Genomic DNA, 24,446 nt, shown 5'->3' on the forward strand with positions numbered 1-24,446 from the left:
TCTGCCGGGGTGGTTTGGCCCCAGCCGAGGTAGGTGCCGCAGTTGCCGCAGAAGTCGTCGTTGGGTTGGACCCGGGCACCGCAGTTCGGACAGGTCATGGGGCACCGTTCCCGTGGAATTCGATGGTCCAGTCGACGTGCCAGGGGCAGGCGGCGGCGACCAGGGCGCGGATCCGGGGTTGGTCGACGTCGGCCGCCGCCCATACGCGGATGGTCACCCTGGGTGGGGTGTCGTCGTCCTCCGTGGGCAGGTCGGTGCTGGTGGAGGACCAGGTGCACCCGGGGCCGTCATCGACCTCGGCGCGCACCCCGGCGCACTGCCACAACCGCTCGACCAAACCCCTCGCGGTGCCACGGGCGCGGTGCGACGCCATGGCGCCCGCCACGGCGCCCCGGCTCACGGTGGCGGCCCAGCGCGGGTCGAGCTCGGCGGCGACCCACGCGCCGAGCCAGGGCACGAAGTCCTCGGGCGTGAGGTGGGCGGTGAGGTAGGCGGGGAAGTTGTCCAGGGTGGCGAGAATGGGGGCGAAGACGTCGTCCAGACCTGCCGTCAGGCGTTGGACGAAGCTGTCGGCGGCGTAGACGGCGGGCAGCCCCTCGCCCAGGGGACGGCGGCTGACGAGTCCGGGAACGGCGGCACGGGTCATAGACGGGTCACCGCCCTCGGGTGCCGGCGCGGTCCGAAGAGCGGGTTGGCGGCGGGCCACGGGGATGTCGGCCGCGGGACGGCCGGTCGTGTGGTGTTCGGCCGAGTGGAGATGGGCCGTGCGGCTGTGGCAGACCGCGCGCAGGTGGTTGGAGAGGAGACAGTCCGCGCGACAGCGGGCGGCTGTGTGGTGGGTGGCGGTTCAAAGGCGTGCTGAGGGCCGGTCGGCCGTGCCGCACTCGGTCGTGCGGTGACCCATGGCGCGGAGAGCGGTCGTGCGGTGGCGGGCCACGCGGTGACCGGTCGGGCGGTGGGTGACGGTGCGGTGGTTGGCCGAGCAAAGGCCGGCCGGGTGGCGATTGGCCGCTGTGTGGTCCGCCGTGCGCGGGGCGGCCGGCGGGTGGACGAGGCGGTGTTTCCTCGCTGCTCGGGCACCACGTGGTGTGGACGGGGTGTCGAGTTCGAGTAGTGCGGCCGCGTGGTGGGGATCATGGTTCGACCACCGTGACCTGGTGCTGGTGGGAGAAGACCAGGGCGTGGGGTGCCAGGTCGACGCGTTCGGTGGCTTGGCCTCGGCGGCCGGTGATGGGGTCTGCGGGGAAGAGGCGGACGGCCTCGACGAGGTCCACGCCGGGGACCCGTTGCAGGGCGGCGAAGATGGCGCCGTATTGGACGGGTTTGCCGAAGGGCCAGCCGGTGGCGGTTTCGCCGCCGTGGATGGGGTCGAGATAGGTGTGCAGGGCCGCCAGGGCCGCCTGCTCCACCTCGGCGCCGCCGGTGGAGTGGAGGCGGGCCACGACGGTGACGCCCTGGTAGAAGGGGGGCTCCACCTGGACCCGGGTGCCGATCAGCCTGCGTTCGTCCAGGTGGGTGGCGATGGCGGCGAGCATGTCGTCGGTGGGGATCAGCTGCTCGAAGCGGAGTGGGCCGCCCGGGGTGTCGGGGGTCGCGTGGGGGACGACCAGGACTCGGGCCGTGCCCGCGCCGACGGCGAGGCAGCGGACTCGGGCGGCGGCGGGGGCCGCGAGGCGGGCCAGGTGCTCGTAGTCCTCGGTGGTGACGGCTCGCTCCTGCACTCGTAGTTGGTGGGGGGCGCGGACCTTCGCCTCCTCGACTGATTCGCCGTCGACGCCGCCGGTGGCCGCCTCGCGGTTCTCCACCGAGGAGACGTACGGGACCGAGCTGCGCAGCACCGAGATGGCGCCGCGCGCGACGTTGCCGCTACGGCCGCCGCCGGTGCGGTAGCGGGGGACGCGGATGTGCGAACCCTTGGCCGGGACCTCGCCGTAGGCGCGCAGCGAGCCGTCCGACTCGCGCACGCCGGGCGGGAACTCGACGTCACCTGTGGTCGCGTTCAGGGTGACGTGGCGGTCTCGGGGGCCGGACAGGCCGAAGTGGTCCACGACCGACCACTCCTGCCACCCGTCCACCGACGACACCTCCACGACCACCGGCGGCCCATCCATGAGCACCGGCACCCGCCCCAGCCGGAAGCGCTGGCCCGGCACCCCGGCGGACACGCCGAGGTGCGCGTCGAACACGGTCTCCGCGTGTTCGACGTCGGTCCAGCCGCCGATGGTGTCGACCTCGGCGACGCGGACGGTGGGGGACTCCGAGTAGAACGGCTGCCCCTCCACCGGCTCCACCACCCGGCACCGCAGCCAGCCCGCCCGCACCCCGGCGGCGACCGACTCCACGTGCCCGGCGGGTACGCGCAGCACCACGTCGCCGGGCCGGTTGAGCCCGCCCGTGGTGTCCTCGAACGCCTGGCACTCCCGCCACCCGTCGGGCGTCCACGCCTCCCACACCAGCGGCGGCTGCCGCGGGTCGACGCCGACGCCCTCCACCCGGCTGTCCAACCGCACCGCCACCACGCACCGCGGGACCGCGCCGGTCAGCCCGAACAACAGCACGTCGCCGGGCGCGGGGCGGGCCTGGAAGCACGGCACGTCCCGGCCCGCGGCCAGGTCGTTGCCGCGGTCGACGTGCTCCCCGTCCGCCGACGCCGTCACCAGCCTGGTCAGCTCGCACGGCACGATCGGCAGGTCGGCCACGGAGGCGAACACCACCGCCTCGCCGTCCTCGGTCTGCTGGGTCGCCACCTCCGTGCCCGCGGGCAGCGGCACCGTCTCCCGCCGCGCCGCCGACAGCCAGAACACCACCTCCGCGCGCGCCGCGGCAGGCGGGAACAGCGTCACCCCCAGCAGGTCGAGGAACGCCAGGTAGTGCCGCTCCGGCACCCGGTTGAGCCGGTACACCACCTGGTCGACCATGTGCGCGAACGTCTCGATCAGCGTGACCCCGGGGTCGGACACGTTGTGGTCCGTCCACTCGGGACTGCGCTGCCGCACGAAGCGCTTGGCCTCGTCGACCAGCTGCTGGAAGCGGCGGTCGTCGAGGTTGGGGGCCGGGAGCGCCATCACTCGCCTCCCTCGGGGATCGTGTAGAAGGGGAACACCAGGTTCCGCGGGTCGTTGGTGGAGCGGATCGTGTAGCGCACGTCCACGTAGAGCACCCCGGCGTCGGCGGTGTCGTAGGAGACCAGCACGTCCGACACGGTGATCCGCGGCTCCCACCGGCGCAGCGCCGACCGCACCTCGTAGCCGATGCGGCCCGCGGTGGCGCCGTCGCTGGGGGCGAAGACGAAGTCGTGGATGCCGCAGCCGAACTCCGGGCGCATCGGCCGCTCACCCGGCGCCGTGCCCAGGATCAGCCGGATCGCCTGCTCGATCTCCCGCTCGTGCTCGACCATGGCGATGCCGCCGGTGGGTCCGACACCGGTCGGGAAGGCCCAGCCGCGCCCGATGAACCGCTCGCTCACGGCCGCTCCCCGATGATCACGTTCGGCGCCCCGGTGAGGATGGTCGCGCCGCAGGTGGTCAGGTCCCCGACGCAGGCCAGCGGCGCCCCGCCGACGAAGACCTGCCGCGGCCGGGGCAGCGGCATGACCCGGTTCAGCGGACCGAGCTGCGGGTGGATCGCGCACTGGTGCACCGACGCCAGCACGACCGCGGGCCGCCCGGCGATGAACACCGACATCAGCCGGGGCGGCGGCGGGACCGGCGCCAGCAGCACACCGGTCGGCGGTGGCAGCCGGGTGTGGCTGGTGGTGTCGGTGATCCTGGCCGCGGCGGGCATCGGTGTCTTCTCCTCGTGGGATCGGTTCTGGTCAGGTGGTGTCGCGGGGGCCGTGCTCGCGACCGGGGTGTCCGGGTGTGCGCGGTCGGGGTCGACTCGGGTCCCGGTTCCGGCCACGCGGACCTGCCGGGGACGTGGTCGGCCGGGTCGATGAGGCGGTGCGGGCAGGGGCGGCCCGGCGGGTCGGGACGATCCAGGTCGGGTACGACTTCCGGCCCGGTCGACGGGTACCTGCCGGGGGCCGAGCCGCTCTCGCCGCTTGCCGCCGAAGGCGGCCCGGCGGGGCCGCGGTCGACCGATATCGGTCGTCGGGCGCGGCGGCCCGCCGGGCGCGGGCGGGCGACGCTCGGCACTGTCCACTGTAGTCATTTGGGGTGCGTCGGTGTTGGTGCGGGCCGGTTCCGGTGTCGCGGTGGGGGTCTCGTGGGCGCGGGTGAGGTTGGTGGTCGAGCGGAACCGGCCGCGCTCGTGTCGCCCGCTGAGCTCGGGCGGGCGGCGGGCGGAACCGTCCATGGTGGCCGCGTCGGTGTTGGTGCGGGGTCATCAGTTGATCCGCACGATCCGGCCGCTGAGCGTGGCCAGCAGACCGCCGTCGACGTCGACGGCGCGCTGCCCCTCGATCGACACGGACGCCCCGCGCAGGTCCAGCGACCCGGCGCCCGCGTCGATCGTGATGCCGTCCGGCCGCAACTGCACCGACGTCATCGAGCCGCGCCCCCCGACCCCGGACACGGTCAGGTCGATGGTGTTCTTGGTGTTGTCCAGGCGGATCTCCAGCCGGTCGTTGCCGCTGGCGATCCGCACCCCGGGCGGGCCGGTGAGCCCGTCGATCAACTCCAGCCGGTGGCCCTTGCGGGACACCAGCGACCGCCGGTTGACCTTGCCCGCGCGGTCCACCAGCGGCAGCTGGTGCCGCGACGGCACGTCCTGGCCGTTGTAGAGCCCGCCGATGACGTACGGCCGGTCCAGGCAGCCCTGCTCGAACGCGACCAGCACCTCGTCGTCGACCTCCGGGCTGAACACCCCGCCGCCGCCCAACCCGCCCCACTGGACCGTGCGCGCCCAGTCGGTCTCGTACGTGTCGTCCAGCCACGGGAACCGCAGCTTCACCCAGCCGCGTTGCCTGCCGCCGGTTTCCTTGATGTCGGTGACGATCCCGGACACGACCCCGGGGATGCGCGGCCCCCGGGGCGTCACCCGGTCGCCCGCCGCCAGGGCCGCGAGCGACCGGTCCGGCGACGCGCTGACCAGCACCGTCGTGCGGTAGCCCAGCTCCGGGTCGAGGGTGTGGTGCACGGCGGTGGCCGTGTAGCGGCCGGAGAAGTCCGGGCCCACGTCGCCCAGCGCCACCGGGACGCCTGCCCGCAGCTTCGGGTCGCCCTCGGCGACGGCCTCGATCTCGCCCACGCCCGCGCTCACCGACCCGGCCAGCGCCTTGGCGGTCGTCGCCGCCTCCGCCTGGTTGGCGTGCGGGACGTCGGTGACCAGGGCCGTCGCCGTGCCGAACGCCTTGACCACCTTCGTCCCCGCCAGGCCGGTCTTGACCGTCTGGCTGGTGCCGGTGGTCTCGTTGGCCAGCACGGGTTTCTTCGTGTCGACGTTCCACCCGCGCGCCCGCACCGACCCGGCCGCGTCCGCGGCGGTGAGCACGGCCCGCAACGCCACGAGGTTGCGCCCGTACTGCAATACGAACCGGTTGCTCTTCGCGGGCGTCGACGGGCTCGGCGCCGACGACGCGGGCTTCAGCCGCACGAACTCCAGCTTCCCCTGCCGGTCCGCCCGCACCACGGCGCCGTGCTCGCGGGCCAGATCGGCCAGGAAGTCCCAATCGGACACCCCACCCTGCGTCCGCTGCGCGTAGACGACCTTCTGCGCCTGAACCCGACCGACGGTCAACCCGGCCCCGCGCGCGACCTCGTTGACGATGGACTGCGCCGTCGCGTTGCGGAACGCCTTCACCTTCTGGCCGCGCATCAGCCGGTGCACCTTGCTCAACGCCCGCACCACGGTGAACGAACCGGTCTGGTCCGAGTCCAGCTCGACCGCCGTCACCTCACCGCTGAACAACGGCTCCGGCGCGCCGCCGTCGGCCACCGCAACGGCGACCTCGAGTGCCTTGCCGATGGTGATCCCCGTCTCGCGCAACAGGTCGTGGTACGGGTCGCGGAAGGTCAGCGTCGCCGAGTCGGGCAGGCCGACGTTCTCGTCGACCACCGTCCGCACCAGTTGCTGCTGCCACACCTTCGACAACGGCCCACCCGCCGTCACGATGGGATCCGCCGCGTACGACCGCGCCGCGCGTCCACCCCCGCCCATGTCACCCCGCCCTTCGGGTGTTCGACCGCGGTGATGTGCCCCGGGCACGGGTGTCACCGGCACCGAGTAGGGCGATCGAGGCGCTGATGGGACCGTTGCCACCGGTACGGCGTGGACGCGGGGGCGAATCGGAAGGCGAACCTGCCGCACCCCGGTGTGCGGGTGGGTGTCCGTCCTGCGCGGTCGGGCCGATCACGAGGTGGGATCGGTTGTCGCGTGTCGCGGGCATCAGACAGCCACCTCCGTGGGCACGCGGGTTGCCGGGTCGGCGGTGGTGGGGACGAGGAGTTCGCTGCCCGGGAGGAGTTCGAGGGGGTCGTCGATGTCGTTGGCTTCCGCGATGGTTCGCCACGCCGCGGGGTCGCCGTATTCCTGCCAGGCCAGTTGGGCGAGGGTGTCGCCCGCGACCACCACGTGGGTGCGGCTGGCCTCCGGGGTGCCGGAGGTGGGGTTCTGGCCCAGTGCGTCGGCGGTGGCCTCTTCGATGCCGACGGCGCAGGTCGCCCGCAGCGGGGAGCCGTCGGTGTCGAAGAGGGTGTACTCGACCGAGAAGCTCGACAGCACGCCGTCGAAGGACGTGGTGCGGCCGCTGCCCCACTCGAACCGCACCCAGGGGCTCGCGGGCTTCTTCGCCCGCAGGCTCTTCTCCGTCGGCACGCACGCGACCATCAGCTGCTCGACCTTGCGCTCCACGGAGCCGTCGTGGGTGTCCGTCGCGTCGAGGAACACCTCGAGGGACAGGGAGCGGGGGCCGCTGCCGACGAACTCCGGGGTGGCCGACTCGGCGGCCATCCGCGACGGTTTGCGGCGCCACTCGGTGCTCTTGGTCAGCGAGAGGCGGTTGGGGTTGAACTGGAACCGCACCCGCTCCAGCACCGCGCCCGGCTTGGCGCCCACCTTGGGTGGTGGTTCGAGGATGAGCAGCTGCGCCCTGGCCATGCCGCGGCTCATGACGCCCGCAACCCCTCGTGCGCGATCTCCAGGGTCTCCACCGCCGCCTGCGACGACGACGGGTCGAACGACGGGCCCTGCCAGCTCACCGGCACGATCCCCAGCACCTGCCAGCGCGCGATCGGCGTGAGGTTCGGCTCCAGCGCCACGATCTCGCCGTTCTTGCGCTCCACCCGGCGCACCAGCTGCTCCAACCACCGCGACACCTTCGTGGTGTCGGCGGTGACCGGGCGGCTCAGCGTGATGTTCGTCCACGTGATGCGCGACGGGAGTTGCCAGGTGAAGCCGTTGTTGCCGCCCTCGGTGAACTGCTCCACCTCCACCTGCGCGCCGAGCCCGGTGCAGGTGTGGAACGCGCCGAGGTCGTCGCCGCCGATGGCGAGCCGGAAGTACACGCTGGTGGCGAAGACACGGTCGGTCATCTGCTCGTCCTATCGGTCGTACGGGCGGCCCGCCCGGTCCCGGGACTGCCGGAGATCGGCCCGCAGCAGCCTGCTGAGCGGGTCGAAGAGCCTGCGGGCCAGGTCGTCGAGGTCGGCGGTGCTGTGGTTCTCGCGCTCGGGCACGGCTTTCAGGTGTCTGCTCCCGGTCGCCGCGCCGAGGTCGGATGCCGAGGCCGGGCCCGCCGCGCCGGGGTGGGGCAGCGGCGCGGTGCGTTGGACCGGTGTGCGCGGTGCGGGTTTGGCCACCTCCGGTGGTTTTCGGGGTGCCGACAGCACTTCGAGGGGTGCTCGTTGGACCGTCGGTGTCGGTTCGTGCGGTTTCGGGGTTGGCGCGGGCGCGTGGTGGGTGGCGGGGCGCAGGGTGGGGAGCGCGCGCTGCGCCACTCCGAGGGTGGGGGTCGTGTTCATCGTTGTTCTCCCTTGGTCGGGTCGGCTGAGGACCAGTTTGCCTTCGACGCAAGGGGTGTGGGCCGGATCGGCCGGGGCTGTGGATGGCTTTGAGGTATGTGGATAACTGTCCTGACCTGCGGAACTGTCCGGGCGGGGGTGGGCGGCGAGGAAGATTCGCCCGATCGGGGGACGGTCGGGTGTGGACTCCGCGCGCGCTTGAGTCCGAAGAGGACGATCGACGGTGGGGGCGGTTCGCCGGGGGCGGTTCAGCGCGGGCTGGAGGTTGTCGATCAGCGGCAGGGGAGGGGTGGAGCGTTGAACCGAGTCCGGGTCGCCTGCTCGTGTGCCCGAGCTGCGTTGCGCGCCGGGGAAGTCGGTCGGCCCGGTGGGTGGGACGCGCGGCGCGGACCGGTCGAGGAGCGGGGATGACTCCCCGTCGGGCGACTGGGGGCGCGGGCCGGTGACCGGGCTTGAGGGCGTGGCGCCGAGTGGGCGCGCGGTGTGGTGGAGCGGGCTGCGTTGCGCGACAGTCGAGGCTGTATTGGAGGGCGTGTGGTTGGTCGACGTGGCTTGTGCGGCGGTGTGGTGGGCTGCCGTGGGGGTGGCTACGTGGTCGGGTGATGTTCGTGCGGTGGGGAGGGGGTACTGGTTGCCGCGGGGCGGAGAGGTGTCCGAGTGGTCGTGCGCGGGTTGGGCCGCGGGGGAGGGGAAATGGGGGGTGCCGAGGGGCGGCCGAGCGGGGGTGCGTTGTGCGGCCGGGTGATCGGAGGCCGACTTGGCGGTGGGGTGGAGGCCTGTGGTGGAGGGGGATTGGTTGCCGCCGGAAGTTGGGCGGGCGAGGGGGTGTTGGGCGCCGAGGTGCTGTGGGCCAGGAGTTTGCTCGTCGCTGTGGAGCGGGCGGAGCGGGGAGCGTTGCGCGAGGAGGTGTTCGGATGCTGGGGGAGGCGGGAGGGGGGTGTCGAAAGGGGATTGCGTGCCGCTGTGGGGCAGGTGGAGTGGGGAGCGTTGCGCGGTGGGGTGCTCGGGTGCCGAGGGGGCGGTGGGCTGGAGAGGAGTGCTGGAGGGGGATTGCGCGTCGCTGTGAGGCAAAGGGCGTAGTGGGGAGCGTTGGAGGGTGAGGTGGTCGGATGCTGAGGGGGTGGGCTGGAGAGGAGTGCTGGAAGGGGATTGCGTTTCGCTGTAGGGAGAGTGGGGTGCGGAGCGTTGGACGGTGGGGTGCTCGGATCCCGTGGGAGTGGTGGGCTGGAGGGGTGTACTGGAGGGGAATTGCGCGTCGCTGTGGGGCGGGCGGAGTGAAGAGCGTTGCGCGGTGAGGTGCTCGGATCCCGTGGGAGTGGTGGGCCGGAGGGGGGTATTGGAAATGGATTGCGCGTCGCTGTAAGGCGGGCGGACCGAAGTGCGTTGCGCGATGGGGTGCTCGGGCGCCGAGTTGGCGGTGGAGCGGCGGGGGGTGTGCGTGTCGCTGTGGGGTGGGTGGAGGGAGGTGCGTTGCGTAGTGGTGTGGTCGGATGTTGAGTGAGCGGGGGACTGGTGCTGTGGGGCAGTAAGGGGCAGATCGCTGTTGTGGGCTGGGGTGCGTTGTGCGGTGGGGTGGCCGGTTGCCGAGGTTGATGGGTTGGTCTGGGAGCGAGGGGGCCTGGTCGCAGGGACCTGCTCGTCCCTGCGGGGCGGTCCGGCGTCGGCTTGGGATCCAGGGTGCGCGGAGGGGGAAGCGGCAGCGGGGCTGTGTTCGTCGCTCCCGGCCAGGCTGGATGGGTTGGTTTGGGAGCTGCTGGACGGGGATCGCGCGTCGCGGTGAAGCGGGTGGAGTGAGGTGCGTTGTGCGGCGGGGAGATTGAGAGCCCGGGTGGAGGAGGGAGTCTGCCCGTCGCTGTTGGACGGAGCGGCCTGGGCGCGTTGTGCGGAGAGGTGGTGGGGGGCCGTGCCGGAAGGGGATTGGTGGTCGCCGGAGGTCGGGCGAGCGAGGGCGCGTTGGGCGACGTGCTGGGGAACCGAGCCGGACGGGCTGGTTCGGGACCGCGCGGTGGCGACCGGGAGATTGGGGGCCGGCTGCGTCGAGGAGTGGAGGCCCGCGGTGGCGGGAGTCTGCTCGTCGCTCCGGGCCGGGCTGGACGGGGTGGGTTGTGCGATGCCCGGGGAGTGCGCAGGCGGGGCGCCGAGGGGCGGGTGGGCCACGGGGTGATCAAGGGGCGGCGCGGAGGAGCGCGAGTTCGCGTCGGGCTGGGGCGACTCGGTCCCGCGGGGTGCGGTGGCCGGGGTGCGCTGCGCGACGGGGTGATCGAGTGCCGAGGCCGATCGGGCAGTCGCAGAGGGTCCACCGGGAATGGGCTGGGCGGGAGCCGGATGGGCGCCGGGTGACGCGGCAGGGCGGCGGTCGGGAGGGGCGGGGCGCGTGCGGGGAGTCCCGGCCGACGTGGTGCCCGGTACCGATCGGCTGATCCCGCGCATCGTGCCCGCGGGGGCGTCCGCCGACACCGCGTGGCCCACGTCCGTCATCAGGCCGGTCGGGCGCCACGACGCCAGGCTGGGTTTGAAGTCCGCCCACTGCCCGGTCCGCTGGATCACGGTCGGCATCGGCGGCGCCGCGCGCCACTCCGACAACGGGGAGACAGGGGACACGGGAGAGGCCGCGGCCCCGGCGTCCCGGTTCGTCGACCGCTTGCGCCGCCACGGCCACATCCGCGTCACCCGCTCCCGTTCATCCGGTTGTTGATCCGCGCGATCTCCCGCACCCACGTCCGCCGCTCGTCGTGGGTGAGGTCGAGGATGTCGGCGCGCGGCCAGTGGAAGTGGTAGGCGACGTACGCGACCTCCTCCAGCAGCCGGTCGGCCGCGTACGTCACGATTCCCCCAGGCGCCCACCGGCCAGTTCGACCTCGAACTCCGAGTCGCAGGCCGGGCAGCGCACGCCCGCCCGGGTGTGGCCCTCGCTGTTGACCCGCCGGTAGAACTCCTGCAGGAACGCGATGTCGGTGGCGTACATGCGCTCCACCACCCCGGGGTGGATGTCGGTGACCGTGCCCAGCCGGGTGATGACCTGGCTGAGCAGCACCACGCTCAGGTACCCCGGGTTCTCCTTCACCCGCACGTCCACCTGGGGCCGCAGCTCGTCGCGGGCGGTGGCCAGGCGCATGCTGCCGGTGCGGTGCAGACGGCCCTGCTCGTCCAGGTAGCCGCGGGGGAGCTCGAACTCGAACTCCGTGCGCAGCCCGCCCTCCTCCTCCGACACGGGCGGCGCGGACACCGGCGCGGGGGTGTCCGGCGCCGACCTGGACGCGAGGGCGTCCAGGTCGGCGACCGACACCGTGCGGCGCCTCACTCGACCTCGATTCGCTCGAAGGTGATGGTCGCCTTCTCGTCGGCGCCGGAGGACTGGGTGGCGTTGAGGCCCGGACCCTCCCACTTGCTCACCCAGGCGTCGAAGAGCTGCATGCGCCGGACGGTGTCGCCCTTGGTGTCCATGACCTCGATGGTCAGGTTCTGCCTGGCGTCCTCGACGTCGCCGTTGAGCAGCGTCTTGTTGATCCACGAGGTGAACTCGGGGCTCTTGTCCATGCCGCGGGTGATGGTCACCTCGCCGCCCTTGTGCCCGCCCGGCTGCTTCTTGTTGATCGGCTTGCCGCGGCTGGTCACCTGCATCGACTCGACCACGTCCTGCTCGACGACCAGCCCGCTGACCTCCTTCACGGACTCGACGGTGACCCCGCCGAGCTGGACGCCGAACCGGTGTGTCGCAAGGGTGTCGCCCTCGGCCATGTCGTCTGTGCCCCTCTCACTCGTTGATCAGGCTCGTGCTGTCGCTGAACTGCGCCAGCCGGAAGATGACGAACTCCGCGGGCTTGACCGGCGCGACGCCGATCTCGCACACCACCTGCCCGAGGTCGATGGAGCCCTGCGGGTTGTTCTCCCGGTCGCACTTGACGTAGAACGCCTCCTCGGCGGTGCGCCCGAACAGCGACCCGCGCCGCCACTCCTCGTGCAGGAACGCGCCGATGTTGCGGCGGATGCTCGACCACAGCCGGTCGTCGTTGGGCTCGAACACCACCCACTGGGTGCCGACCAGGATCGACTCCTCCAGGTAGTTGAACAGCCGCCGCACGTTCAGGTAGCGCCACGCCGGGTCCGACGACAGCGTCCGCGCGCCCCACACCCGCACGCCGCGCCCGGCGAAGGCGCGCAGGCAGTTCACGCCGATGGGGTTGAGCAGGTCCTGCTCGCCCTTGCTCAGCGACACCTCCAGGTCGACCGCGCCGCGCACCACCTCGTTCGCGGGGGCCTTGTGCACGCCGCGCTCGGCGTCGCTGCGCGCCCAGATCCCGGCGACGTGCCCGCTGGGCGGGACCAGCGTGTTGCGGCCGGTCGGCGGGTCGAACACCTTGATCCACGGGTAGTAGAGGGCGGCGTAGCGGGAGTCGTAGCCCGCCTCGTCGTTGCGCCACTCCCGCGCGCGCTGCGCGTTGAGCCCGGGCGGGGCGTCGAGGACGGCGACCCGGTCGCCCATCTGCTCGCAGTGCGAGATGGCGGCGAGCTGCACGGTGCGCACGCCCTCGGCGTCGATGAGGCCGCGCTGGTAGGCGCTCATCAGGTCGGGCATGGCGACCATGGTGATCTCGTCGACGGTCTCGAGACCGCCGAAGCCGGTGCGCTCGGCGAGGTCGCCGACGTACTCCTGGGCGTCGACCGGGGCGGCCGCCGGGGGCCCGGCGGGCGGCACGGTGACCGACTGCCGCTCCGGCTTGGCCAGGGTGGTGCCGGGGGCCTCGGTGACCTGGATCAGCCTGGACCGCTCCGCGACCTGGGTGACGACGTAGCTCTTGATGTTCTTGCGGGTGGACACCTCGTGCGTCTCCACCACCTTGCCGTCCTGGCTGACCAGCAGCTTGAACCGGTCCTCCGGCGGGTTCTCCCCGTCGGCGTCGGCGACCTGCACGGTCACCTCGGAGGTCGCGCCGGGCAGCGCGCTGATCCGCAGCGTGCCCAGCCGCACGGTCTCGCCGGTCGTGGGCTTCTCGGGCACCGACGAGTCGGCGGACCGGCCGCCGACGCGGACGATGTAGGCGGCGCCGCCACCGTTGGCGAAGTAGCCGTAGACGGCGTGCGCGAGGTAGGTGTGCTCGGTGAAACCGCCGAAGGTCTGGGTGTACTGGCTCCAGTTGGTGACCAGCGTGGGCCGGTGGAACGGGCCCTCCTCGGCGAAGCCGACGAACGCGGCGACCGCCGTGCCGACGCCCTCGATCGGCCTGGCCCCGGTTTGGACCTCCTCCACGTACACGCCAGGGGAGAGGTAGGACGGCATGCTCGCTCCTTCGCGGTCGGCTGGCCCCAAGCCTCGCGCGGGCGCGGGCGGCGCGGCAGGTCCGCCGGACCCCGACACCGGGCAGTGGCCATGCCTTTCCGGGCAGGGAAGGCGGGGTGCACCTCTCCGTGCCCCTACCGCACTGGGGTGGCTGTCGTGGTGCGGGTAGGACTGACCGCATGCGTGAGTACGCCAAGAAGTCCGATGAGACGACCAAGGCACCGACTCGTGCGACAAGTGCACAGAGGACGCCCACCGACGAGCTGTTGCGTTTGCAGCGCGTAGTGGGCAATCGCGCGGTGGCCGACGGGGGGTTGGTGCACTCTGTGTTGTCCGGTGGGGGCACACCGCTGGACGCACCCGTGCGCGCGGAGATGGAGTCCCGGATGGGCCACGACTTCTCCGATGTTCGCCTGCACACCGACACCGTCGCGCAGCGGTCGGCGGAGGAGTTGGGTGCCGCCGCGTACACGTCCGGGAGTCACGTAGTGGTGGGTTCGGGCGGTATGGACATGCACACCCTCGCCCACGAGCTGACCCACGTCGTGCAGCAGCGGTCCGGGCCGGTGTCGGGTACGGACAACGGTGACGGCGTGTCCGTGTCGGACCCGTCGGACTCCTTCGAGCGCGCCGCGGAGGCGAACGCGCACCGGGTGATGTCCGAGCCGATGCCCGACGAGCACGCCGACTGACGGCTCGGCGCGGTTCAGGCGGGCGTGACCGCCAGCCACGGCCGGAAGTCCTCGGCCCTGGTCAGGTGCCCCTGCTTGTGGTGCTCCTCGTGGATGGCGGTCATCAGGTCCGCCATCGTCACCGCCCGGTTCCCCGCCGCGGCCAGGTACGCCGCCGACACCGCGCACGAGCGGATGGCGCCGCCCGCGAGGTCGAAGCGGGACGCGCACACGTCCAGGTCGAGGTCGTCCGCGCGCGGGATGGCGGGCCCGAGGCAGGTGTCCCACAGCAGCCTGCGCTGCGCCGCGTCGGGCATCGGGAACGCGGCGATCACATCGAGCCTGCGGGTGAACGCCTCGTCGAGGTTGGCCCGCAGGTTGGTGGTGAGAATCGCGATGCCGTCGAAGGACTCCATGCGCTGCAGCAGGTACGCCGACTCCAGGTTCGCGTAGCGGTCGCGGGAGTCGCTGACCGCCGAGCGCTTCCCGAACAGCGCGTCGGCCTCGTCGAACAGCAGCACGCCGTTGACGTCGGCGGCCTCGTCGAAGACCCGTTCCAGGTTCTTCTCGGTCTCGCCGACGTACTTGTCGACCACGCTCGACAGGTCGACCACGTACAGGTCCATGCCGAGGTCACCGGCCACCACCTCGGCGGCCAGCGTCTTGCCGGTGCCCGACTCGCCCGCGAACAGCGCCAGCACGCCCCGGCCGCGGCCGCCGCCGGGCCGCATCCGCCAGTCGCCCAGCACGGTGTCGCGGTGCCGGGCGCGGGCGGCCAGCTCGGCGAGGCGGGTCTTGGCGCGGTCGGGCAGCACGAGGTCGGACCAGGTGACGGCCGGGGTGATCCGCCGGGCCAGCTTGGCCAGCCCGGCGCCGTTCTGGGTGCGCACCCCCGCCCGCACGTCGGCCGCGGTGACCGCCCGGTTCTCCCGCGCGGCCAGCCGCCGGGCCACCGAGACGGCCGCCCGCATCTGGCTCGCGCCGAGCCGGAACGCCGACAGTTCCGCGACCGGCACGTCGAGCCCGTCCAGCGCCTCGGCCCACGCGGGCCCGGTGCCCGCGTCGACCGGTAGGGGAGTCACCGGCGCCCACCGGGGATCCCACTGGCTCTTACCGTGCAGCACCAAGGGAAGGTCGTGTGCCAGTAACGCGCGCAGCACCGTGGGCGGCACACCGTCGACCGGTCCCACTACGAGACTCGCACCGCGCAACCGCGCCTCACGCACCAACGGCGCCACCACCTCCGACGGTGCCGACACCATCGACAGGTCCGCCACCACAGCGGTACCCGCGACCTCGACCTCACCGCGCGAGTACATCGCCCCCACGGGCCGTAGACCGTCCACCCGCGTCCGCACGCGCGTGAACCCGGCGATGCCCGGATCGACCCGGTCGAGTCCCAACAGGTGGGCCTGCACCCGGTCCGGCACCCGCACCTCGCGGGAGAGGAACGGCTGGTCCTCCCCCAGGACGTCCACCAGCCCGCCCGTGACCAGCGGCGCGTCGGGCCGGAACCGGAACCGGCCCGGACCGGCCGGGGTCTGCCCGCACAACGCCAAAGCCAGGCCCACGGTCGGCCGCCTGCGGGTCACGTCGTCGTTGAGGTAGCCGTAGAGCCGTTCGAACCGGGCGTCGAGATCCGGTGCGAGCGCGATGAGCAGGAACTCCATGTCCAGCGCGGTCAACCCGAACGACTCCGCGAGCCGCCCCTCCGCCGTGGGCGGGATATCGGCGGGGACCACAAGAGGCTCGGGAGAGTCCAAGAGGGCACGGACAGCCTCATCCGTGATGTAGAGGCCACGGTACGGGTCGGTGAGGTTCGGGTCCTGACTTTGCCTGTCCGCCACGGTCTTCCGCACACGGCGTTCCACCGCGCCCAAACGCGCCCACAGCCCGGTCAGGTCGTCTTCGGTCACCGCGCGCTCCTCCGCCTACGGGCACCCGGTCGCGCGCGGGCCGCAGCGAACCCGTCGGAGGGTGCCGACTCGTCGTAGCGCAACCGGCGGTCCCCATCCGACTCGGTGCGCACCATCAGGCCGTCGGTGACCGGTGGCGCCACCGGCGTCCTCTTACGCGCCAACGGCGCGATGACCTGGAGGTTGACCGCCGGTTTGAGCCGCCCCTCCAACGCCGACCACACCTCGGTCGCCGCCTGCCCGTCGGTGATCGGACCCGCCGACTGGAACAGCACCGAGCGCCCCAATTCCGCCAACGACCCCGTCAGCCAGCGGTGGTGGAGCACGTCGTGGGGGGCCACGGCGCGCAGGATGTCCGACAGCAGACGGTGCTCGTCCTTGGGGCGCGCGGTCCACACCGTCGCCAAATAGGACAACTGGTACCACAACGGCGGTTCGCGGCGCCCCACCACCGTTCCGTCGTCGTCGGCCTCCTCCTGCACACCGGTGCGGCGTCGGCTGCTGTCCTCGCGCAGGTCGTAGAGGAACACGCTCACCGTCGGCGCGGTCAACTTCGCCGCCCAGTCCTTGGTCGGCGCGTCGAAGACCAGTTCCACCCCCTCGGCGGGGATGCCCTCCTCGGCCAGCAGCAGCCGCAGCGCCTCGTCCACCTCGTCGATCACGCCCGGGCTCCCCTCATCGACGGGCCACCACGCCGGGTGGGGCGATCATGCCGGTGACCACCAGGAACGGCGTGGTCACCGGCCCGAACCCGGGGCCGGACGCGGTGATCACGCGCGGGCCGGTCTGGTCCTTGGTGAGGATCAGCAACTGCGCGGTGAACGTGCCGTCGGCGCGCGGGGTGGTCGGCGCCGCCGACGCGGTGATCCCCGGCGTCCAGGTCAGCCGCACCGGGGCGCCCGGCGGGAAGTCGACGCCGCGCACCGACGTGACGAACCCGGGTTTCCCGATCGGCGGCACGGCCACGATCTTCGGCAGCAGGATCCGCAGCCGGGTCCGCGCGCGGTTGTCGCCGCTGTCGGCGTCGGTGCCGGTCGTGCGCAGCTGTCCCGTGACATCCGCGACCAACGCGGCGTCGGGTCGTAGTAGCACCTGCACGGTCAGGGAAGCACCCGGTGCGAGATCGGGCAAAGCGCAAGAGTTCCGTACGCACGCGGGCGGCACCGACGCGACCGGCACCCGCCGAGGCAGCCCCAGATCCAGCCGCAGGCCCGTGGCGGTGGAGGCGCCCCGGTTGCGCACGGTGTAGGTGATGGTCGTCGAACCGCCCACATAGGACGGATTGGGCTGGGCCACGACCGCCACACCAGGGCTCGCGGGCGGCGGTGGTTGCGGGCCCGGTAGGGGCGGTGGCGCGGGAGACGTCGGAGGCGCGGGTGGTGTCGTGGTCGTCGTAGTGGTGGGCGGCGCGGGCACGTCGACCGGCACAAGAGTCGTTCCACCGTTGTCATTGGGCTCCGTGTCCAACACGGTGCTCGTGACCGTCCAGTCGAGCGGATGCGTACCCGGCTCGGTGGGCGTCAGGTCGGCGGTGACCTGAACCGTGGTGTTCGGCGGCAAGAGGCCGATATCGCACCGGGGACCGTTGGAGGAACACGCACCACGCATGCGTATCAACGTGAGCCCGGGCGGCACCGATACCTGCAACTCCGTCCCCGGCGACGGCCCCGGACCGCGGTTGGTCACCGTGACCGTCACGGACGTGTCCACCCCCACCGTCGCGCGCGGCGCCACGGGCGGCGCGTCGAGCCCCAGGTCGACCAGCAGTTGCCAGGTCGGCTCCTTCTGCCTGCCCGGCAGGCCACCCGCCAGCCGGGTCAGCCGCCGGGTGTCCAGGTCGAGGATCGCCATGGACTCCGGCGAGTTCGGGTCGTAGGTGGTTCGCTTCGTCATCACGAGCTTGCTGCCGTCCGGCGAGAACGACACATCACGCGGTTGGGGCGGACCGTTCGGATCCGTAAGAGCGCCCGAACACGAGTTTTGCCCCTCCGGAAGCAAGACCTCGCATCGGTTGTCGGACAGCGTCACTCGCAGCAGACCGTCGTTCTCGCGGTTGAACACAAGGGTGCGCCCATCGGGGGAGAACGCCGGACTGTCATCCGTGGTGTCACAGGCGAATCCGCATACCGTGGCGCTGATGTCCCGTTGTTGGTCCAGCCCCTCCGCGCGCGCGGTCCACACGTGGTGCGTGCGCGGCTGTCCCTGCGGACCCCCGGCGACCGTGCCCCGGCTGAACGCCAGCACGCGACCGTCCGGTGACCACGCCGGTTGCCCGTCGTCCTGGTCGGCGTTGGGATCGGGGTTGCGCAGCCGCGCCACGACCTCCCCGGTGTCCACCCGCACGATGACGACCCGGCTGGGCCCGCCCTCGCGGTTGGGCGCGCCGGGGGAGCGGCGGGCCACGGCGACCAGCGTGCCGTCCGGCGACCACGCCGCGTCGGTCTCCCAGTCCCCGACCTTCCGGTCCGCCAACGGCATGGGTGCACCGTTTAGCCCGTCCGCGTCGGTGATCCACACCCGTTGCGACCGCCTGCCCTCGATGGTCTCGAACCGGCTCACCGCGATCCGCCGCCCGTCGGGGGAGTAGCTCTGCCGCTGCGTCCACGGGTCGAAGCCCGGGTTCGGGTTGAACAGCCGGTTCGAGTCGGTGAGCGCTGCCGGGTCCTCGGTCAGCACCTCCACCCCCAGGTCGCGGGGGTCGGCGCCGTCCGGCCGGATGTCCTGCATCGTCGCCACGTTGCGGGTGCGCGCCGTCGTGCGCGCCACCACCAGGCCGCCGTCGAGCCACGCGGGGGAGTCGACGCAGCGGTCCTCCTCCAGCAGCAGCACCGGGTCCCCGGCCGTCGGCGCGGACACCCGGTAGACCAGGTCGACCGCACCGCGCGGCTCCGGGTCGCCCGGACAGCCGCACACCTTGTTGAGGCTGAGGAACAGCAGGTCGGCGCCGCCGGGCAGCCACACCGGCCACCGGCTCTGCCACCCCACCCGCGACCCCACGAGCAGCGGCAGGCCGTTGCCGCCCGAGGTGATCCGGATCGTCTGGTCGCCTTCGGTGGCCTCGTTCGCGTCGCCGTCGAGGGTGTACGCGATCAGGTCCCGCTTGTCCGGGTCCGTCGAGGGATTCCACGACGGTTGCCACGCCGCGCCGACCAACAGGTTCGTCACGCGTTCCGGTTGACCGTCCAACGGCATGCGGTAGATCTGCCACCGGCCATCGGCGTTCCCGGAGAAGGCGACGCTACCGCCGTCGGGTGAGAAAGTCGGCCATATTTCGTCGGTAGCGCTGTCGGTGAGTTTGCGCAGTCCCGTGCCGTCGGTCCGCACCAACCAGAGATCCCGTTGCCCATTGGGCGTCGACGCGTCGGGAGAGTCGAACGCCACCCACCGGCCGTCGGGGGACACATGGGGGTGCAGCGCGTTCAGGTCCGTAGTGAGCCGCCGCGTCCCACCGGGGTCGGTCACATACACCTGGTAGGTACGCGAATCCCGGAGGCTGACGAACGCCAGCACGTTCCCCACGGCGTTGGGATACCGGTCGTAGTGGGTGACTGAACCCTCGAACACCGGTGCCGTGGTGGTTTGGGACGTCGCTGTCCCAAGGCTCCGGTGTTCCGTGCCCGCGAACGCGATCCTCTCCTCCGACGCGGCCGCGACCGGTCGCACCGGCGAAGTGCCGTTGTGCACCGGGACCGTGCAAATGCCCAGCACGAGAAGAAGAGTGGCACCGGTACGGAGGAAACGGGCTCTGCGGGGGTCCACCCTGTCGATGGTGGCCACGGGTGGACTCGGCGTTGAGGTGTGCGCGGGCAGTGGCCGGGGCACGGCGCGTGCCCACCCGTGTTCGCGCCGTGGTGGGCCGGTGGGGTCCGGGGCGCCTATCGGATGCCGATCAGATAAGGCCCTGCCGCAACGCGTATCCGACGGCGTGAGCGCGGTTGCGCAAGTGCAGGCGCGTGGTGATCTCGTGCAGGATGTTCTTCACCGTGCGCTCGGAGTACGACATCTTCGCCGCGATCTCGGCGGTGTCGAAGCCCTCGGCGATCAACCGCAGCACGTCGACCTCGCGCGCGGTCAGCGTCGACAGGGTCAGACCGCGCGGGTCCAGCACCTCCCGCTGCAACCGTCCCACGTGGTCGATGAGGTGCCCGAGCAGGTCACCCGGCAGCACACCCTCACCGCGCGACATCGCGGTCACCATCTCCACCAACCGCTCGCCGGTGGCCGTCGCGCGGCGCAGCACCGCGGCCACACCGCACTCGATCGCGCTTTGCAGCGCCGTGCGCTCGAACCGGCCCACGACCAGCCCGACCCGCGCGTCCCCGTGCCGCAACCGCCGCAACAACCTCGTCGTCTCCTCGTCGACCTGGTCGACCACCACCAGCGCGACGGACGCCCGCTCGGCGTCCTCCTCGGGCAGCAGGTCGACCTCGGGGCGTTGGCGCAACTGGTGGACCACACCGGCCCGCAGGATCGGGTCCGACGCGTGCACGCCGACCGGGACCCGGCGGCGTGGCGGGCCGTATGTGGTGGTGCCGACCGCTTCGACCGTGGTTGTCATGTGGTCCTCCATCACGAGAAGCCGTGCCGGGGCGCTGTTCGTCCCGGCTGGGAGAAGCGCGAGGGCATCCGGTGTGCCCCCGCCCTGCCCGCCGCGCCCTGTCCGCGCGGTACGGGCGTACCTAGCGTTCTACGGGTGACGACTTCGGCTGAACTGGAGTTCCCGACGGTGACCGTGGTCCCCGGGAGCGAGGCCACCACGACGCTGACGGTGCGCAACGACACCGACATCGTCGAGGCGTACACCTTCGAACCGGTCGGTCCGTGCGCGGCGTGGGCGACCGTGGAACCCGAACGGTTGTCGCTGTACCCCGGCACGGCCGAGAGGGTCACCGTGCGTCTGCGCCCGCCGCGCACCGCCGACGTCCGCGCGGGGGAGAACCCGCTCGGCATCCGGGTGCTGCCGGTCGAACACCCCGAGCTGGTCACGGTGCCCGAGACCACCGTCGTCGTGGAACCGTTCGGGTCCCTCGACGCCGGGCTGCGCCCGACCCGCAGGCGCACCTGGCGTTCCGCGCGCTACCAGGTCGAACTGGCCAACCGCGGCAACTCGCCCACCACCGTCACCCTGACCCCCGCCGACACCGGCGACGACCCGAGGGTGCGGGTCACCCCGACCACCGTGGACCTGCGCCCCCAGGACGAGGGCGCGGCCACGCTGCGGGTCCGCACGCGCGGGATCGTCTGGTTCGGCAAGTCCACCACCTACCCGGTGCGGGTCACCGCGACGACCGCCGAGGGCGAGTCGCGCGAGCTGACCGGGGAACTGGTCCGCATGGCGCTGCTGCCCCGGTGGCTGCTCGCCCTGCTGGCCCTGCTCGTGGCGTTGCTGCTGCTGTGGTTCACCCTGGTGCGGCCCGCGGTCCGCAGCTCCGCCCGGGAGGCCGCCGAACAGGCCGCCGAGAACAAGGCGCAGGAAATGGTGCAGGACGGACAATTGCAACCCGGACCGTCCAACCCGGCCGTGATCGGGGATCCGGGCCAGGCCCAGCAGCCCGGCGCGCCCGGCGGCGCGCAGCCCGGCGGCACCCCCGGGGGCACCGGCGGCGGGGTCAGCAGGCAGAGCTCCGGCACCGTCGAGGTCCGCACCGGCGGCGGCACCGCGGGCAGCGGCACCTACGTCGTGCCCCCCGGCAAGACGTTCCTCATCACCGACCTGGTGCTCGCCAACTTCCAGGGCGACGAGGGCGTGCTCACCGTCGTCTTCGGCGACCGGGTGATCACCACCATCGCGCTGGAGACCTTCCGCAACCAGGACTACCACTGGGTGACCCCGATCGAGATCACCGAGAACGGCGCGGTCACCGCCAACGTCTCCTGCGACCGCCCGGGTACCCCCGCCTCCGGCCGCCAGGCGCAGACCTGCGTCGAGGTGCTCAACGTCAGCGGGGAACTCAGGGACCTGCCCACCCGCTAACCCCGTCGACATCCGCACACCCTCCCCGGTTCCCCAACGCACACCCCCAGGTGCCCCACTGAGACAACCACCGGCCGCCCCCCGCGACCATGAAGATCGACCGGCAGAAATTGTGTTGGTTTCTGTCGAACCGCTTATCGCCTTCACCCGTGTAGGTCACACAGGCCGCCCCCCGATCGGGGGTGTGGCGTGGCCGCCTACCTTCGGCACCATCGGTGCGGGGTGGGACCCGGGCGATGGGAGCAGGGGGTTCGATGTCGAACGGTCCGATGGCAGCAGGTCCGGCGGGCCCGCGGGACACGACGTACGCGGGGCTGCTCACCCGGCACCGGCACGCGGCCGGGCTCACCCAGGAGGAGCTGGCCGAGAAGGCCGGGGTGAGCACCCGCTCGATCAGCGACCTGGAACGCGGCCGGGTGCGGCGGCCGCAGCGGCGGACCTGCCAGGCGCTCGCCGCCGCGCTCGCGCTCTCCGGCGCCGACCTCGCCGAGTTCCTCGGCAGCGGCGGCTACCAGCCGATCCACGCCGAACCGGACGACGAGCCGGAGGTGCCCGCCGTCGTCGACCGGCCGCTGCGCGAGCTGCCGCCCGAGGTGGAGCTGGCGGGCCGCGACGGCGAACTCGCCCGCGTGCTGCGCTTGGTCGACGGGCACCCCAGGACGCACCGCGCGGCCGTGTTGACCGTGCACGGCGCCCCCGGCGTCGGCAAGACCGCGTTCGCCGTGCACGCCGGTCACCGGCTGGTCGAGCGCTTCCCCGACGGCTGCTTCTTCGTGAACCTGCGTGGCATGGACCCCGACCCGCTGACCGCCGAGCAGGCCCTGGGCCGGTTCCTGGTCGCGCTCGGGATCAAGGAGTCCGCGCTGCCCGACGGCGTCGAGGAGCGCGCCGGTCTCTACCGCGCGCTGCTGCGCGACCGGCGGATGCTGCTCGTGCTGGACAACGCCGCCGACGAGGCCCAGGTGCGGCCGCTGATCCCCAGCAGCGCGGCCTGCCTGGTGCTGGTGACCAGCAGGCGGATGCTCTCCGGGCTGGAGGTGACCGCCCGCGTGCCGCTGGAGGTGCTGCGCGCGGAGGCCGCCGAGCGGCTGCTGGTGTCGATCATCGGCGAGCAGCGCGCCGCCGCCGAGCCCGCCGCGGTCGCGCGCGTGGCCGAGCTGTGCGGTCACCTGCCGCTGGCGCTGCGCATCGCGGGCAACCGGCTGGCCACCCGCCCGCGCTGGCACGTCGCGCACCTGGTCGCGCACCTGGAGGACCAGCGCCGCAGGCTGACCGCGCTCACCGCGGGAGACCTGCAGGTCCGGTCCGCGTTCGAGGTGTCCTACCGGCTTTGCGACCGCAACACCCGCGAGGTGTTCCGGCTGCTGTCGCTGGTGCCGCCGCCGGAGGTGCCCGCCGACCTGGTCGCGGTGCTGGCCGAGACCGACGTCGACACCGCCGAGCGCAGGCTGGAGGAACTGGTGGACGCCAGCCTGCTGGAACCCGGCCTGAGCCCCGGCCGCTACACCCCGCACGACCTGCTGCGGGTGTTCGCGGGCGAGCGGCTGGCCCTGGAGGACGCGCCCGAGCGGATCGCCGCCGTCGAGTCCCGGATGATCGGCTGGGTGCTGCGCGCCGCCACCGAGGCGGGCTTCCTGCTGTCCCCGCCCGGGTCGGGGCAGGGCGAGGAGACCCGGGTCGGGATCGTGCGCACGGCGGCGGAGGCGCTGGAGTGGCTGGACGCGGAACGGCCCCGCTGGCTGGCCGCCGCGCGCGCGGGCACCAAGGTGGGCCGCTACGCCGAGGTGCTGGAGTTCGCCCGCGCCATGCACTGGTACTCCGAGGTCCGCCCGGAGGCCGACCTGTGGCGCGAGGTGTTCGGCTACGGCGTCACCGCGGCCCGCGCGCTGCACCGGCGGCGCGACGAGGCGGTGCAGCTCAACTTCCTCGGCTGGGCGCTGACCCTGACCCGCACCCGGCTCGCGGAGGCACTGGCGGTGCACGAACGGGCCTGGCGCGCCGCCCGCGAGACCGGCGACCGCAACGAGGAGGCGTGGGCGCTGCAGTACTGCGGCCGCACCGAGCTGGTGCAGGGCCGCGCGGTCGAGGCCGCCGAGTACATCCGCCCGGCCATCGCCCTGTTCGACGAGCTCGGCGACGACCTGGGCAAGTACATCGCGCTGTCGATCCTCGGCCTGGCGCTGCACGAGCTCGGCGACTACGCGGGCGCGGTCGACGCGCACGGCCAGACCGTGGCGTTCTTCCGCGCGCCGCGGATGCGCCCGCACGGGAACCTGCTCGCCGTCGCGCTGCTGCGGCTGGCCGACACCCACGAGGCCGCGGGCGACCTGGGCGCCGCCGACGACACCTTCCGCGAGTCGCAGGCCCTGGCCGCCGCGGCCAACTACCCGCACGTGGAGGGCCTGGCCGCGTTCGGCCGCGCCCGCTGCACCCCGGACCCGGCGGCGATCCGCCGCCACCTGGAGACCGCGCGGTCCGTGCTGACCGAGACCGCGGAACCGTGGCACCACGCGCGGGTGCTCGACCAGCTGGCCCAGGTGGTCTCGGCGGCCGAACCGGGGCTCGCCGCGGCGCACCGGGCCCAGGCCAAGGAGCTGTGCGCGCGGGTCAACACCCCGGAGTCGCGGGCGCTCGCCGACCGCCTGGCCGAGGTCGAGACCGCCGCCACCCGCACCGGCTAGTGCCATTAGGATCTTCTGCCGTCGG

The 24,446-nt window shown here is 72.7% G+C and carries 20 protein-coding genes and 1 pseudogene; 4 read left to right on the forward strand and 17 right to left on the reverse strand.

Features of this window, described 5'->3' with window-relative positions; translation table 11 throughout:
• Positions 1-35 precede the first annotated feature (35 nt).
• The 9 genes and pseudogenes from CLV40_RS40270 to CLV40_RS11840 all read right to left on the reverse strand — a co-directional run.
• A pseudogene (locus CLV40_RS40270) lies at positions 36-98 on the reverse strand (zinc-ribbon domain-containing protein); the annotation flags it as partial.
• Positions 95-646, reverse strand: coding sequence for a phage tail protein (locus CLV40_RS11805; RefSeq protein ID WP_104478928.1), 552 nt, complete (start codon positions 644-646; stop codon positions 95-97). The gene CLV40_RS11805 and the pseudogene CLV40_RS40270, both read right to left, overlap by 4 nt.
• Positions 647-1,133: 487 nt before the next feature.
• Complete coding sequence (locus CLV40_RS11810) at positions 1,134-3,065, reverse strand: putative baseplate assembly protein (protein ID WP_104478929.1); 1,932 nt, start codon at positions 3,063-3,065, stop codon at positions 1,134-1,136.
• Entirely contained in the window at positions 3,065-3,466 is a 402-nt protein-coding gene (locus CLV40_RS11815) for a GPW/gp25 family protein (RefSeq protein ID WP_104478930.1), read from the reverse strand. Before CLV40_RS11815 ends, CLV40_RS11810 begins: the two co-directional genes overlap by 1 nt.
• On the reverse strand, positions 3,463-3,783 hold the full coding sequence (locus tag CLV40_RS11820) for a PAAR domain-containing protein (protein ID WP_104479062.1): 321 nt from the start codon (positions 3,781-3,783) through the stop codon (positions 3,463-3,465). Before CLV40_RS11820 ends, CLV40_RS11815 begins: the two co-directional genes overlap by 4 nt.
• Positions 3,784-4,326: 543 nt before the next feature.
• Positions 4,327-6,099, reverse strand: coding sequence for a VgrG-related protein (locus CLV40_RS11825; RefSeq protein ID WP_104478931.1), 1,773 nt, complete (start codon positions 6,097-6,099; stop codon positions 4,327-4,329).
• Between the two features lie 228 nt (positions 6,100-6,327).
• Entirely contained in the window at positions 6,328-7,050 is a 723-nt protein-coding gene (locus CLV40_RS11830; protein ID WP_104478932.1) for a CIS tube protein, read from the reverse strand.
• Positions 7,047-7,472: a phage tail protein gene (locus CLV40_RS11835; protein ID WP_104478933.1), complete on the reverse strand. Its 426-nt coding sequence runs from the start codon at positions 7,470-7,472 to the stop codon at positions 7,047-7,049. The genes CLV40_RS11830 and CLV40_RS11835 overlap by 4 nt, the downstream gene beginning before the upstream one ends.
• A gap of 9 nt (positions 7,473-7,481) precedes the next feature.
• Positions 7,482-7,901 (reverse strand): hypothetical protein, encoded by a 420-nt coding sequence (locus CLV40_RS11840; protein ID WP_104478934.1) that lies wholly within the window; start codon positions 7,899-7,901, stop codon positions 7,482-7,484.
• Between the two features lie 2,374 nt (positions 7,902-10,275).
• Between CLV40_RS11840 and CLV40_RS11845 the strand changes: the two genes are divergently transcribed.
• Complete coding sequence (locus tag CLV40_RS11845; protein WP_146108001.1) at positions 10,276-10,596, forward strand: hypothetical protein; 321 nt, start codon at positions 10,276-10,278, stop codon at positions 10,594-10,596.
• Here the strand turns inward: CLV40_RS11845 and CLV40_RS37905 are convergent.
• From CLV40_RS37905 to CLV40_RS11860, 4 genes are read right to left on the reverse strand one after another with little or no spacing between them, the layout of a single operon-like run.
• Positions 10,568-10,726: a DUF6760 family protein gene (locus CLV40_RS37905; protein WP_181043451.1), complete on the reverse strand. Its 159-nt coding sequence runs from the start codon at positions 10,724-10,726 to the stop codon at positions 10,568-10,570. The two genes, CLV40_RS11845 and CLV40_RS37905, sit on opposite strands and share 29 nt — an antisense overlap.
• On the reverse strand, positions 10,723-11,202 hold the full coding sequence (locus CLV40_RS11850) for a hypothetical protein (protein ID WP_104478936.1): 480 nt from the start codon (positions 11,200-11,202) through the stop codon (positions 10,723-10,725). The genes CLV40_RS37905 and CLV40_RS11850 overlap by 4 nt, the downstream gene beginning before the upstream one ends.
• Positions 11,199-11,639 (reverse strand): phage tail protein, encoded by a 441-nt coding sequence (locus tag CLV40_RS11855; RefSeq protein ID WP_104478937.1) that lies wholly within the window; start codon positions 11,637-11,639, stop codon positions 11,199-11,201. Before CLV40_RS11855 ends, CLV40_RS11850 begins: the two co-directional genes overlap by 4 nt.
• Positions 11,640-11,655: 16 nt before the next feature.
• Positions 11,656-13,179: a phage tail sheath family protein gene (locus tag CLV40_RS11860; protein ID WP_104478938.1), complete on the reverse strand. Its 1,524-nt coding sequence runs from the start codon at positions 13,177-13,179 to the stop codon at positions 11,656-11,658.
• Positions 13,180-13,358: 179 nt separating this feature from the next.
• Here CLV40_RS11860 and CLV40_RS11865 point away from each other — a divergent pair, with 179 nt between their 5' ends.
• Positions 13,359-13,871 carry an eCIS core domain-containing protein gene (locus tag CLV40_RS11865; RefSeq protein ID WP_104478939.1) on the forward strand — a complete coding sequence of 171 codons (513 nt, stop codon included), beginning with the start codon at positions 13,359-13,361 and terminating at the stop codon, positions 13,869-13,871.
• A gap of 14 nt (positions 13,872-13,885) precedes the next feature.
• On the opposite strand, the gene CLV40_RS11870 is transcribed toward CLV40_RS11865, so the two are convergent.
• From CLV40_RS11870 to CLV40_RS11885, 4 genes are all read right to left on the reverse strand, one after another.
• On the reverse strand, positions 13,886-15,766 hold the full coding sequence (locus CLV40_RS11870; RefSeq protein ID WP_104478940.1) for an ATP-binding protein: 1,881 nt from the start codon (positions 15,764-15,766) through the stop codon (positions 13,886-13,888).
• Positions 15,763-16,428, reverse strand: a complete 666-nt coding sequence (locus CLV40_RS11875; RefSeq protein WP_104478941.1) for a Pvc16 family protein — start codon at positions 16,426-16,428, stop codon at positions 15,763-15,765. The genes CLV40_RS11870 and CLV40_RS11875 overlap by 4 nt, the downstream gene beginning before the upstream one ends.
• Before the next feature lie 13 nt (positions 16,429-16,441).
• A complete protein-coding gene (locus tag CLV40_RS11880; protein WP_245931230.1) occupies positions 16,442-19,330 on the reverse strand; it encodes a hypothetical protein in 2,889 nt (962 codons plus the stop codon).
• A 325-nt stretch (positions 19,331-19,655) separates the two neighbouring features.
• On the reverse strand, positions 19,656-20,324 hold the full coding sequence (locus tag CLV40_RS11885) for a helix-turn-helix transcriptional regulator (protein ID WP_104479063.1): 669 nt from the start codon (positions 20,322-20,324) through the stop codon (positions 19,656-19,658).
• A gap of 135 nt (positions 20,325-20,459) precedes the next feature.
• On the opposite strand from CLV40_RS11885, the gene CLV40_RS11890 reads away from it, so the two are divergent.
• Both CLV40_RS11890 and CLV40_RS11895 read left to right on the forward strand, forming a co-directional pair.
• On the forward strand, positions 20,460-21,740 hold the full coding sequence (locus CLV40_RS11890) for a COG1470 family protein (RefSeq protein ID WP_181043452.1): 1,281 nt from the start codon (positions 20,460-20,462) through the stop codon (positions 21,738-21,740).
• 269 nt (positions 21,741-22,009) lie between these two features.
• On the forward strand, positions 22,010-24,421 hold the full coding sequence (locus CLV40_RS11895) for an ATP-binding protein (RefSeq protein ID WP_104478943.1): 2,412 nt from the start codon (positions 22,010-22,012) through the stop codon (positions 24,419-24,421).
• Positions 24,422-24,446: the final 25 nt, after the last annotated feature.

The sequence above is a fragment of the Actinokineospora auranticolor genome, assembly GCF_002934265.1.
GTDB lineage: Bacteria > Actinomycetota > Actinomycetes > Mycobacteriales > Pseudonocardiaceae > Actinokineospora > Actinokineospora auranticolor.

Excerpts from the sequence above, each read along its gene's own strand:
- CLV40_RS11805 (WP_104478928.1), bottom strand. The coding sequence starts at position 646 with ATGACCCGTGCCGCCGTTCCCGGACTCGTCAGCCGCCGTCCCCTGGGC.
- CLV40_RS11810 (WP_104478929.1), bottom strand. The coding sequence starts at position 3,065 with ATGGCGCTCCCGGCCCCCAACCTCGACGACCGCCGCTTCCAGCAGCTG.
- CLV40_RS11820 (WP_104479062.1), bottom strand. The coding sequence starts at position 3,783 with ATGCCCGCCGCGGCCAGGATCACCGACACCACCAGCCACACCCGGCTG.
- CLV40_RS11825 (WP_104478931.1), bottom strand. The coding sequence starts at position 6,099 with ATGGGCGGGGGTGGACGCGCGGCGCGGTCGTACGCGGCGGATCCCATC.
- CLV40_RS11830 (WP_104478932.1), bottom strand. The coding sequence starts at position 7,050 with ATGAGCCGCGGCATGGCCAGGGCGCAGCTGCTCATCCTCGAACCACCA.
- CLV40_RS11835 (WP_104478933.1), bottom strand. The coding sequence starts at position 7,472 with ATGACCGACCGTGTCTTCGCCACCAGCGTGTACTTCCGGCTCGCCATC.
- CLV40_RS11840 (WP_104478934.1), bottom strand. The coding sequence starts at position 7,901 with ATGAACACGACCCCCACCCTCGGAGTGGCGCAGCGCGCGCTCCCCACC.
- CLV40_RS11855 (WP_104478937.1), bottom strand. The coding sequence starts at position 11,639 with ATGGCCGAGGGCGACACCCTTGCGACACACCGGTTCGGCGTCCAGCTC.
- CLV40_RS11860 (WP_104478938.1), bottom strand. The coding sequence starts at position 13,179 with ATGCCGTCCTACCTCTCCCCTGGCGTGTACGTGGAGGAGGTCCAAACC.
- CLV40_RS11865 (WP_104478939.1), top strand. The coding sequence starts at position 13,359 with ATGCGTGAGTACGCCAAGAAGTCCGATGAGACGACCAAGGCACCGACT.
- CLV40_RS11885 (WP_104479063.1), bottom strand. The coding sequence starts at position 20,324 with ATGACAACCACGGTCGAAGCGGTCGGCACCACCACATACGGCCCGCCA.
- CLV40_RS11895 (WP_104478943.1), top strand. The coding sequence starts at position 22,010 with ATGGCAGCAGGTCCGGCGGGCCCGCGGGACACGACGTACGCGGGGCTG.